The 11469-nt window shown below is 42.2% G+C and carries 8 protein-coding genes; 1 reads left to right on the top strand and 7 read right to left on the bottom strand.

Annotation, left to right across the window (positions count from 1 at the left end):
* Positions 1-13: 13 nt before the first annotated feature.
* From J4E06_RS00410 to J4E06_RS00390, 5 genes are read right to left on the bottom strand one after another with little or no spacing between them, the layout of a single operon-like run.
* Positions 14-1282 carry an adenylosuccinate synthase gene (locus tag J4E06_RS00410; RefSeq protein WP_349522070.1) on the bottom strand — a complete coding sequence of 423 codons (1269 nt, stop codon included), beginning with the start codon at positions 1280-1282 and terminating at the stop codon, positions 14-16.
* Between the two features lie 12 nt (positions 1283-1294).
* Positions 1295-1750 (bottom strand): Fur family transcriptional regulator, encoded by a 456-nt coding sequence (locus J4E06_RS00405; RefSeq protein WP_293168220.1) that lies wholly within the window; start codon positions 1748-1750, stop codon positions 1295-1297.
* 43 nt (positions 1751-1793) lie between these two features.
* On the bottom strand, positions 1794-3998 hold the full coding sequence (locus tag J4E06_RS00400; protein ID WP_349522069.1) for a RelA/SpoT family protein: 2205 nt from the start codon (positions 3996-3998) through the stop codon (positions 1794-1796).
* Between the two features lie 44 nt (positions 3999-4042).
* Positions 4043-5275, bottom strand: a complete 1233-nt coding sequence (locus J4E06_RS00395; RefSeq protein ID WP_349522068.1) for a M48 family metallopeptidase — start codon at positions 5273-5275, stop codon at positions 4043-4045.
* 3 nt (positions 5276-5278) lie between these two features.
* A complete protein-coding gene (locus J4E06_RS00390; RefSeq protein WP_349522067.1) occupies positions 5279-6100 on the bottom strand; it encodes a TrmH family RNA methyltransferase in 822 nt (273 codons plus the stop codon).
* A 49-nt stretch (positions 6101-6149) separates the two neighbouring features.
* On the opposite strand from J4E06_RS00390, the gene J4E06_RS00385 reads away from it, so the two are divergent.
* Positions 6150-6953 carry a DUF6503 family protein gene (locus J4E06_RS00385; protein WP_349522066.1) on the top strand — a complete coding sequence of 268 codons (804 nt, stop codon included), beginning with the start codon at positions 6150-6152 and terminating at the stop codon, positions 6951-6953.
* A gap of 243 nt (positions 6954-7196) precedes the next feature.
* Here J4E06_RS00385 and J4E06_RS00380 read toward each other — a convergent pair whose 3' ends face one another.
* Positions 7197-8495 (bottom strand): amidohydrolase family protein, encoded by a 1299-nt coding sequence (locus tag J4E06_RS00380; RefSeq protein WP_349522065.1) that lies wholly within the window; start codon positions 8493-8495, stop codon positions 7197-7199.
* A gap of 10 nt (positions 8496-8505) precedes the next feature.
* Positions 8506-11451: an amidohydrolase family protein gene (locus tag J4E06_RS00375; protein WP_349522064.1), complete on the bottom strand. Its 2946-nt coding sequence runs from the start codon at positions 11449-11451 to the stop codon at positions 8506-8508.
* Positions 11452-11469 lie beyond the last annotated feature (18 nt).

Here is an 11469-nt window from a genome sequence, read left to right as displayed (position 1 = left end):
AAAAAACCGAAGTTTACCTATGAATAGTCTGGGTTCTATCCGGGCCTACGGATACTATTTTAATGGGTACATTTAATTGATCTTCCAAGAATGCGATGTAGTCGTTCAAATTGGTGGGCAGGTCTTCTGATTTTGACATTTTGGTCAAATCCTGCGACCATCCTTTCATTTCTTTGTATATCGGTGTTACATATTCCTCCTCAATGTTGTAGGGCAAATGTTGAATTTCCTCTCCTTTATATTGGTATGCGGTACACACCTTAATGGTTTCAAAGCCACTGAGCACGTCGGCTTTCATCATCATCAGCTCGGTTACCCCATTGATTTGAACTGCATATTTTAGTGCGACCAAATCCAACCAGCCACAGCGGCGCGGTCTGCCTGTGGTGGCTCCGAATTCATTTCCGATTTTCGCCATTTTTGCGCCATCCTCATCAAATAGTTCGGTTGGGAATGGTCCGCTGCCTACTCGGGTGGTATAGGCCTTGAATATGCCCAGAACCCTTTTGATCTTATTGGGGGCAACCCCCAAACCAGTACAGGCACCAGCTGCGGTAGTGTTGGAAGATGTGACATATGGGTAGGTTCCGAAGTCGATATCCAACAGGGACCCTTGGGCGCCTTCGGCCAAGATTTTTTTGCCTTCGGCCTGTGCTTTAAAAATGTATTCCTCGCTGTCGATGAAGGTGAGTTTTTTGAGTGTTTCTACCCCTTCACAGAATTCGGCCTCCAATTCTTCCAAATTGTATTCAATATCCACGTCGTAAAAATCGATCATGGCTTCGTGTTTATTGGCAAGGGCTCGGTATTTGGTCTTCCAATCATCAAACTCCAAATCCCCGACACGCATTCCATTACGGCCTGTCTTGTCCATATAGGTTGGGCCAATTCCTTTTAGGGTGGAACCTATTTTGGCCTTTCCTTTGGAAGCCTCGGAAGCGGCATCCAACAAGCGGTGGGTAGGCAGGATTAAATGGGCTTTTCGGGATATAAAAAGTTTGGATTCAATATCAATATTGAATTGCTCCAAGTTGTCCAGCTCTTTTTTGAAGATTACAGGGTCTATTACCACTCCGTTTCCTACAATATTAATGGCGTTTTTATGGAAAATCCCTGATGGAATAGTGTGTAAAACGTGTTTTATGCCATCAAACTCCAAAGTATGTCCAGCGTTTGGACCTCCTTGAAATCTGGCTATAATATCGTATTCCTTGGTCAGTACATCAACAATTTTTCCTTTTCCTTCGTCTCCCCATTGGAGTCCAAGCAATAAATCTACCATGTAATGTTCGGGTTATTCGGTTAGGTTTTTTTCTTTGTTTCGAGTTCCGTAGAAATATAATGAGTGATTGTTGATCTTAATGTCAAAAACCTCTTCAATTGTTTTTTTTATGGATTGAATGCGTGGGTCGCAAAATTCCACTACTTCGCCAGTATCCGTCAAGATGACGTGATCGTGCTGACGGTCGAAATAGGATTTTTCGTATTGGGCCTGGTTTTTGCCAAACTGATGCTTACGCACCAATTTGCTCTCCAATAACAGTTCAATAGTGTTGTAGAGCGTGGCGCGACTTACCCGGTAATTTTTTGTTTTCATTTTAATGTAGAGGGATTCCACATCAAAATGATCGTCACTTTCGTAAATTTCCTGTAAAATGGCGTAGCGTTCAGGGGTTTTGCGGTGCCCTTTTTCCTCAAGGAACGAAGTGAACACGTTTTTTACAATTTCCTGATTTTTGTTGTTTCCCATAGCTCTTTCTACCTATGCTAAAGAACAAAGGTACAGTTAAAAATTAAATTCTGCTCACTTTATCGATACCTTCAACTTGCTTTAAACTGTTCATGAGCTTTTTGAGGATGTTATTGTTTTTTACGACCAAAGTAATTTTTCCCTTAAAGGTACCGCCATCTGCGCTAAAGTTGAGGTTGCGCATATTCACGTGCATATTTTCGGAGATGATTTTGGTGATGTCCTTTACCAATCCCATATTGTCGATTCCCGTAATTTTAATGTCAACGGAGAATTCTTCTTGACTGGAATCAATCCATTTAGCGCTGATGATTCGGTAAGCATAGTTGGACTGTAATGATATGGCATTGGGACAGTTTTTTTTATGCACCTTGATACCATCGTTTACACTGACAAAACCAAAAACGTCATCACCGGGAATGGGATTGCAGCACTGGGATAATTTATAGTTGAGCCGTTCTTCCTCCTTGCCAAACACAAGTAAATCGTACTTGGTTGTGATTTCGTTTTTGTCAACATCTTTTGGGGGAGGCGTTTTGCGCATCCGGTTCTTAAAGAAATTGATAAATGCATTGTGATAGGAAGAAGAGAAATCCTTTAGTTTTTCGTTGTCGATAACCCCGATGCCGACCCTGTAAAATAGATCTAAACTTGTCTTCAATTTGAAGAAAGTCACCAATTTGTTTATAGTGTCCTCGTTCAGGTTTATTTTTTGGGCTTTTAGCTTGCGCCGCAATATTTCCTTTCCTTCTTCGGCAACTTCTTTTTTCTCCTCGCTGAGCGATGATTTTATTTTAGACCGTGCCCGCGCTGTTTCGGCATAATCCAACCAGTTTTGGGTGGGTTTGGCGCTTTCCGAGGTTATGATTTCCACTTGGTCGCCACTGCGAAGTTTGGTTCCCAACGGAACCAGTTTTCCATTGACTTTGGCACCGCGGGTCTTCAGTCCAATTTCGGTGTGAATATTGAAGGCAAAATCCAAAGCTGTTGCCCCTTTTGGCATAGATTTTAAGTCTCCCTTGGGGGTAAAAACAAATATTTCTTTGGAATATAAGTTAAGCTTGAACTCTTCAACAAAATCAACGGCATTGCCATTGGAAGTTTCGAGTGCTTCCTGTAATTTGTTGAGCCATTCCTCTATGCCTTGTTCTTTTTGGGTACCGTGTTTGTATTTAAAATGAGCCGCATAGCCTTTTTCGGCAATCTCGTGCATGCGTTCACTTCGTATTTGAACTTCTACCCACTTGCCCTTCGGACCCATAACCGTAATATGGAGTGCTTCGTAGCCCGTAGATTTGGGCGAGGTAATCCAGTCCCGCAAACGAATAGGGTTGGGGGTGAAGTGATCTGTAACTATGGAATATATTTTCCAAGCAAGGAACTTTTCGTTTTTCTTGTCGGATTTATAGATAATCCTGATCGCGAATTTGTCATAAACTTCATCAAAAGAGACATTCTGAGACTTCATTTTTCTACGGATAGAAAAGATGGACTTCATTCTCCCTTTGATGAAATAATTGAGACCTTCTTTGTCCAAAGATGTTCTGATTACATTGGAGAAATCCTCGATGTAGGCAGCACTTTCTTCTTCGGTATCCTCTATTTTGGCCTGTATGTCGGTGTAGACCTCAGGTTCTGTGTATTTTAGGGAAAGGTCTTCCAGATGCGTTTTAATATTGTACAGCCCAATTCTATGGGCAAGGGGAGCATAAATATAAAGGGTTTCCGATGCGATTTTTACCTGTTTATGCTCCGGCATGGATTCCATGGTTAGCATATTGTGGTAACGGTCCGCAATCTTAATAATGATTACCCGAACATCGTCATGCAAGGTCAGCAGCATTTTTCTAAAGTTCTCTGCTTGCTGGCTAATGTCCTTGTCCTTTTTTAAGTGGGCAATCTTGGTGAGTCCATCCACAATTCGGGCAACGGTCTCACCGAACATCCGCTCAATATCAGCCAAAGTATAGGGCGTGTCCTCGACCACATCGTGTAGCAGGGCAGAGGCAATGGAAACGGCATCAAGACCAATTTCCGAAGCTACGATCTTGGCTACGGCAATCGGATGGAAGATATAAGCCTCCCCAGATTTGCGTCGCTGGTCTTTGTGGGCATCCACGGCCACATCAAACGCAGAACGAATCAACTTTTTGTCCTCGTCCGTTAGGGTTTGGTAGCTAATGCGAAGTAATTCCTTGTACTGCTTCGCAATCTCCTTGTTCTCTTTTTCAATAGCAGCCTCTGTCATAGTATTTTAAATTTACTACAATCTTATTATCTAAACAACAAAAACTATGCCTTTAGGTTTTGGATGCGTTCCACTAGCGGTGGGTGGGAGTAGTGAACAAAAACATAGGCAGGGTGTGGCGTTAAGTTGCTCAAACTTTTTTTGGACAATTTTTTTAAAGATGAGACCAAAGGTGTTGCTGCAAACGTAGTTTTGGCGAAATCGTCAGCCTGAAACTCAAATTTCCTTGACAGATAGTTCATGACCAAGCCGGTTACCTCCGAAATGGGACTGTACAAAAGGGCAAATCCTACCAAAGCGGCATGGAAACTTGGTGTGGACACGCCGATGGCCAATGATATTTTAGGGTTATTTATAAACAAGGAAAGGATGAACAAGGTCAGACCTGTGGTCAAGAGTGAGACAATAAGGTTGACAATAATGTGCTTCTTCTTGTAATGTCCTACTTCGTGTGCCAAAACGGCTACAATTTCATCCTCGCTTAAATCATTGATCAATGTATCAAATAGCGTGATGCGTTTTTCCTTTCCGAAACCTGAAAAATAAGCATTTGCCTTCGTGGAACGCTTGGAGCCATCAATAACAAAAATATTTTGAAGCTCAAAACCCACTTTTTGTGCATAGTTTTCGATTGAACTCTTTAAACTCCCATCCTGCAAGGGTGTTTGTTTGTTAAATAGCGGAACAATCAAGCGGCTATAGAACAAATTGATGAAAAGAATAATTATAGCAACCATCGCCCATGCATAAACCCAAAAAATGGGTCCTGTGGATTGGTAGAACAGCATAAACAGTGTTAAAATGCCTCCTCCTAAAATGATCGTGAGGATACCGCCCTTTATTTTGTCCGATAAAAATGTGGATTTGGTGGTCTTGTTGAACCCGTATTGCTCTTCAATCACAAAAGTTCGGTAGTATGAAAACGGCAATCCCAAAATGGAGCTTCCCAGCATAATGATCCCGAAGAAAATCAAAGCCATGGGAATGGGTTTGTCGGTGATGGAACGAGTGAGTTGATCAATCCATTCAAAACCTCCAAAAGACAGAAAACATATCGTCAACACAAGGGAGAATCCATCGGAAATCAACCCAAATTTATAGTTGGTTTGTTTGTATTGCTGTGATTTTTGATACTCGTTTTCATCAAAAACATCGGCAAGTTCGGGGGGCAGTGTTGATTTGAAACGCTTGGCGTTCAAGTACTCCAAATACTGATGGACCAAGTATTGGACCACAAGGATAGCCAGTATTACGTAAAAGAGTGAATTTTTTTCCATAGCTTAAAATCCGCGCTGGCGCTTCGCTTCAAATATAAGTATTGCAGCGGATACCGAAACATTCATGGAGTCTATTTCTCCTTGCATCGGTATAATTATGTTTTGGTCGGAATTTTTAAGCCAAGTATCGGTCAATCCAATTGCCTCCGTTCCCATCACTAGGGCCGAAGCAACTTTAAAATCACAATCTACATAATTTTTGGAAGCAGTCAGGGCAGCACAGTAAATTTTGATTTGGTTGGTTTGTAAAAAGTCAATGATTTCGTCCGTGGTTCCTACGCCTATTTGGTTGGTGAAAAGGCAACCTACGCTGGAACGTATAATATTTGGACTATATAGGTCGGATTTGGGATTTGCTATTAAAACGGCATCAACGGCAGCAGCATCCGCAGTACGCAAAAGTGCACCGATATTTCCCGGTTTTTCGGGTGCTTCGGCCACCAGTACCAAGGGTGTTTTGTTTTTAAATACAATGTTCTCCAATGTATGATTTTTGGACTGCATTAATCCAAGAACACCTTCTGTGGTGCCGCGGTGGGCAACTTTGCCATAAACGTTTTCAGAAACTTGGATGATTTCAGGATTTGAAGGCTTTATAATAGGTTCAATGGAAAGCTCGCCCATGATCTCAGGACAAAAAAGAAGGGTCTGTAAAGTATATCCTCCTTTTTGTGCCAGTTCAATTTCCCGTTGTCCCTCTACAACAAAAAGTCCCGTCTTTCTTCGTTCACGGGATTTTTCCTTAAGCAGGAGGATTTTTTTAACCAAGGGATTTTGGGCACTACTGATCAATTTAGTTTCCATACGCATGGTAAAAATAGCCATTCCTGTAATTAAAAAAAGGGCTTTTCGACCAACTGGTAAAATACATACCATGAACAAATTAACCATTCTAGTACTTTTTCTGATGGTTTTGGCCTGCAAACAAACGCCTAAAACCAAAGAAGTGGAAGAGCCTGTTCCGCAAGCGATGACTGAATCGAAACCTGAATATCCAGATGCGATGATCAAGGTTTTTGATGCGCACGGAGGGTTGGAGCAATGGAAAAAGCAACGAACATTGTCCTATGTGCTTCCTAAACCTGAGCTGCCCGAAACCCATACGGTAGACTTATGGTCTAGAAAAGATAGAATTGACACGGAACAATTTTCAATGGGTTTTGATGGCAAAGAAGCCTGGCTGTTGGATGCCGACGAAACCTATAAAGGAGATGTCGGTTTTTATCATAATTTGATGTTCTACTTCTATGCCATGCCCTTTGTATTGGCTGATGATGGCATTATGTATTCCGCAACTGAAGATTTGGAATACGAAGGGAAGAAATACCCGGGAATACAGATAGCGTATGAGTTCGGGGTTGGTGCCTCATCTAAAGATGAGTACTACATTCATTTTGACCCAGAGACGCATCAAATGAGGTGGTTGGGCTATACGGTAACCTATCGTTCAGGGGAAAGTTCAGACAATGTCAAGTGGATTCGTTATGACGATTGGCAAGAAGTTAATGGACTGATACTTCCCAAATCCATTACATGGCACAAGTATGAAGGAAGAGAAATTATGGAACCTGCAAGCACGGTTAATTTTGAAGATGCAACCCTAAGTGAGAATTCCAAACCAGAATCATTTTATGAAAAGCCAGAAAATGGGGAGTATGTCCCTATTAAAATGAATTAATACGGTGTGTTTTCTTGGAAATTGGTCAATTTGAGTGATTTTTTGGCGTGCGGCGAAGAAAAACTTTATAGAGTATGGGAACATCGATGCCAGAATTCTAGTTCTTGATACTTTTTCCTTTGGAAAAAACTCGAACTGACATTACTGCGCTAGGTATAATCACTTAAAAGTAAAACAACTTAAGATAGTAAGAGAGAAAACGGCGCCGTTTTTTAGCGCCGTTTTTTATTGTTATTCAGGAATCTATTGTCCTTCTTTTTCTCTTTCGTATTTGCCCATATACCTTTTCCAAAGTTCGGTTTGGTGGGTCTCCAGTGAAATATCCCTACCATCAATATATGCTTTGGAGAGTTTGTTGGTGCGCATGTCCAATGCATCTCCTTCAGAAATAAAGAGCGTGGCACTTTTGCCTTCTTCCAAAGTACCGTACCTATCATCTATCCCTAAAATCTTCGCGGTATTTCCGGTGATCAGTTGTAATGCGGTTTCTTTGTCCAATCCTTGGGCAACTGTTTGTCCTGCATAAAAAGCAAGGTTTCTAACCTGGAAATTGGCGGCATCTTCGTTTTGAAGTCCCACCAAAAGCCCCGCATCGATCAATAACTTTGGCAATTTATAGGTGATGTCGTAATCATCATCATCAAAACTGGGCAGGGAATGGGTACGCTCCACTAGAACAGCAACATTATGCTCCTTTAGGAAATCTGTAATCTTATTGGCTCTATACCCTCCAACTATTACAACGTGTTTCACGCCCATTTCTTTGGCCATGGTCACACCATCGGTCATCTCCTTTTCGCCATCTGCATGGATGTACAAGCGTTGAGATCCATCAAAAAGACCTTGCATGGCAGCAAATGGAAGGTTTTTCTCTGTTTCATTTGCGTTTCCATAAGCTTTGGAATTCTGGAAGAACATTTTAATGTCGTCCATTTCTTTTCCGTACTCCTTGTTGGGGATATATCCTCTTTCTTCTCCTCTCCACCAGCGGCCTCTTCTAAAAAAGTTGGGCCAGTTCATATGGATGCCATCGTCTGTTTTTACGGCAGCGTCCTCCCAGTTCCATGCATCAAACTGAACAATACTGGATGTTCCCGAGATGGTACCTCCCTGAGGGGTTACCTGTCCAATGAGAACACCGTTGGGGCGCATACTTTCCACAACTTTAGATTCTGCATTGTAGGCGATCAAACTGCGCACATGGGGAATCATTTCACCGATTTCATCTTGATCGTCACTTGCTCTAACGGCATCAACCTCTACCAAACCGAGCGATTTGGAAGGTGCTATAAAGCCAGGGTACACATGTTTGCCTTGGGCATTAATTGTTGTCCCGGTAGTCGGTGTCGATACATCTGCGCCAATCACGGTAATTTTTCCATCATTAAAAATAATGGTACAGTTCTCTATCACCTCTCCATTGCCAATATGAGCAGTAGCACCGATAATGGCAATTTGTTCGGATTGAGGTGGGGCAGGGGTTTGTTGTGCGTTCAATGAACCCCCCAAAATAATTGCTATGATTAAAAATATTTTTTTCATGGTCTATTTTTTAAAGGGTGTCACAATTAAACTCTTCTTTTTTGCTCTGAACGGGAGTACGTGTTTTTCCTCCTTTTTTCTTTTCGTTCAACATCATTCCAATCAATTGGTTTCTTTCCTTTTTGATGGATTCTCTCAGCAATTTGTCCTTTTTCAGGTCAAAATACACTTTCCCTTCGATCAACGTTTTTTCAGCCTTGGCATAAACCGATAAGGGATGGTCGCTCCACAGCACCACATCGGCGTCTTTGCCTTCTTCGATACTTCCTACGCGGTCGTCCAAGTGAAGCAATTTGGCAGGATTCAAGGTTACGGTTTTCCAAGCTTCAATTTCTGACATACCTCCGTATTTTACGGTTTTGGCGGCTTCTTGGTTCAATCTTCTGGACATTTCCGCGTCATCACTGTTAATGGCCACGGTCACCCCTTGGCTTGCCATGATAGCGGCATTGTAAGGAATAGCATCATTTACCTCATATTTGTATGCCCACCAGTCACTAAATGTACCTCCGCCAACACCGTGCTCGGCCATTTTATCGGCTACTTTGTAACCTTCCAAAATGTGGGTGAACGTGTTCACACGGAAATCAAATTTCTCAGCGACTTTCATCATCATGTTGATTTCGCTCTGCACATAGGAGTGGCAAGAAATGAATCGTTCTCCGTTCAAGATTTCGGCCAATGTTTCCATTTCTTCATCATGACGGTACGGTTCCCCGCTTTTTTTCTTGGCATCATATTCCTTGGCACGTTGAAAATAATCGGTATACACCTGCTCAACACCCATTCTTGTCTGTGGGAAACGAGAATAGCTCCCCCAGTTGGACTGCTTTACGTTTTCTCCCAATGCGAATTTGATAAACTTGGGTGAGTTGTCAAACACCATATTCTCGGCACTTTCGCCCCATTTCAATCTAAAAATGGCAGATTGCCCACCGATTGGGTTGGCGGAACCGTGCAATAATTGAGCGGTAGTAACTCCACCGGCCAAATCGCGGTAAATGGCAACGTCCTCAGGGTCGATAACATCTTCCATGCGTACTTCTGCGGAAGAATTGTGTCCTCCTTCGTTTATGGCCAATGCGCCAATGTGGGTGTGCTCATCGATTATTCCTGCTGTAAGGTGCTTCCCTGTGGCGTCCACCACGGTAGCTCCTCCGGCCCGTAAATTTGTACCTACTTTAGAAATTTTACCGTTTTTAATGAGTACATCGGTGTTTTCCAAAATGCTTTCTCCTGTCCAAACAGTTGCATTTTTGAATAGGATATTCTCTTGTTCAGGCTTTTTCTTGAAACCATATCCCACGTTTGGATAGGTCAAAGTCATTAATTCTGGTTTTTCATCGGTCTCTTCGTCTTTTGATTTTTCTTCAAAAGATGAAGTCTTGGTCATGGTGGCCGAAGTTTCGTCACCATTTGGAAGCACCACGTTTCCTTTGATGGTTTCAGCTCCTGGCAAAACCTGGGCAACCATTCGGTAAGAACCAATATTGTCGTCACTAAAAGAAATATTCAACCAATCCGCTGCATAATCTATCTTGGAATCCACGGTTTCGTCACCTTTTTTGATTTCCGCTTTTGGTTTATCGGCATCGCCCGTCAAGGAAACCGTGTAAGTACTTCCGTTAACAGCAAGATTATAATCACCACGAATATCGATGACATCCATACGCTCTATAACGTTCTTGGTTCCCTGAACCCAGTTTTCGTAAAGTGTGGTTCCTTTGTCAAAAATATCTCCTGAAGTAATCAAGAAGTTAGCTTGGCTACCAGCTTTCAAGGAGCCAATTTCGTTGGATTTACCTAGAATATCGGCAGGAACAGTGGTCAAAGCTTCCAGTGCCTTGGTTTTTGAAAGTCCATAAGTAATGGCTTTCATAAGATTAGTCTTCAACTCTTTTGGGGATTTAAGCCCGTGCAAAGTGATGGAAAAATCCACCCCGTTATCGGCCAGCACCTTTGGGTTGGATGGTGCCAAGTTCCAATGTCTCATATCTTTCAAAGCAATGTATTTGGCTTCGTATGGGTTGGAAACATCAAACGCATCTGGAAAATTGAGGGGTAAAATCAATTTGGCGTTGGTGGCTTTAATTTGATCAATACGCTCGTATTCATCGCCCCCACCCAAAATGGTATATTGAATACCAAAAAGGTCTCCGATTTTATCAGCACGTAAAACGTTACCGTTATCACCCGCAGCATAAATCTGGGTCAAGCCTTTGTTCGCAATAAGTGCTTCCAAAGAACGGTCTTTGGTGTCTACATTGCCCTTGCTGTACCAGTCCATATCATAATACACCTGGCGCATCAATGCCATGGCGCCCATCAATGAACCTGGGTAAGATTGTCTGGATGCGACACTTTTTTCAAAAGAAAAGTATTGTGCTGATTTGTCAGAAAGGATACGTTGTGCTTCGGATGCTTCGTCGTTCAAAGTAACCAAAAGTCCGGTCCCTCTTGCGATACCGTCCTCAATATGTGCGTTGATGGTTCCAAAACCTGCATTTCTAAGTTCTTTGGCTTCTTTGGCATCATAAGTAAAGCTACTGATGGCATCATTTTCTGGCATAATATGGTCGTTCCAGTAGAATCCTTCCCTGGACGGTCCATACTGTGCCGACCTTCCCCCGCCGCTTGCTTCTTTGGGAAGTTTTACTCCAAAACCTGAGAAAATATCAATAAAAGAGGGATAAATGGATTTTCCCTCAAGGTCTTCTACAACGGCATTTTTAGGAATGCTTACGGATTTGCCCACTTGTACCACTTTGCCGTTTTGAATCAGCAAGGTACCGTTATTGATAACTTCCGTGGGGGTTACATAGATCTTGGCATTGGTGAATGCCGTGTAATTGTTGTTCTTCTTTGCCTTTACACCGTCATTTTTTGGAAAATAATCCTGTGCAAACAAAGAAACACTGCCCATAAAGAGCAACAGTGCTAAAAGTTTAAGTTTCATAAGGTTTGAATTGAATTA

The organism is Allomuricauda sp. NFXS6 (genome assembly GCF_040148835.1).
GTDB lineage: Bacteria > Bacteroidota > Bacteroidia > Flavobacteriales > Flavobacteriaceae > Flagellimonas.
The sequence above is the reverse complement of the archived record's forward strand: the minus strand, read 5'-3'. Positions and strand labels throughout refer to the sequence as shown.

Excerpts from the sequence above, each read along its gene's own strand:
- J4E06_RS00410 (WP_349522070.1), bottom strand. The coding sequence starts at position 1,282 with ATGGTAGATTTATTGCTTGGACTCCAATGGGGAGACGAAGGAAAAGGA.
- J4E06_RS00405 (WP_293168220.1), bottom strand. The coding sequence starts at position 1,750 with ATGGGAAACAACAAAAATCAGGAAATTGTAAAAAACGTGTTCACTTCG.
- J4E06_RS00400 (WP_349522069.1), bottom strand. The coding sequence starts at position 3,998 with ATGACAGAGGCTGCTATTGAAAAAGAGAACAAGGAGATTGCGAAGCAG.
- J4E06_RS00395 (WP_349522068.1), bottom strand. The coding sequence starts at position 5,275 with ATGGAAAAAAATTCACTCTTTTACGTAATACTGGCTATCCTTGTGGTC.
- J4E06_RS00390 (WP_349522067.1), bottom strand. The coding sequence starts at position 6,100 with ATGGCTATTTTTACCATGCGTATGGAAACTAAATTGATCAGTAGTGCC.
- J4E06_RS00385 (WP_349522066.1), top strand. The coding sequence starts at position 6,150 with ATGAACAAATTAACCATTCTAGTACTTTTTCTGATGGTTTTGGCCTGC.
- J4E06_RS00380 (WP_349522065.1), bottom strand. The coding sequence starts at position 8,495 with ATGAAAAAAATATTTTTAATCATAGCAATTATTTTGGGGGGTTCATTG.
- J4E06_RS00375 (WP_349522064.1), bottom strand. The coding sequence starts at position 11,451 with ATGAAACTTAAACTTTTAGCACTGTTGCTCTTTATGGGCAGTGTTTCT.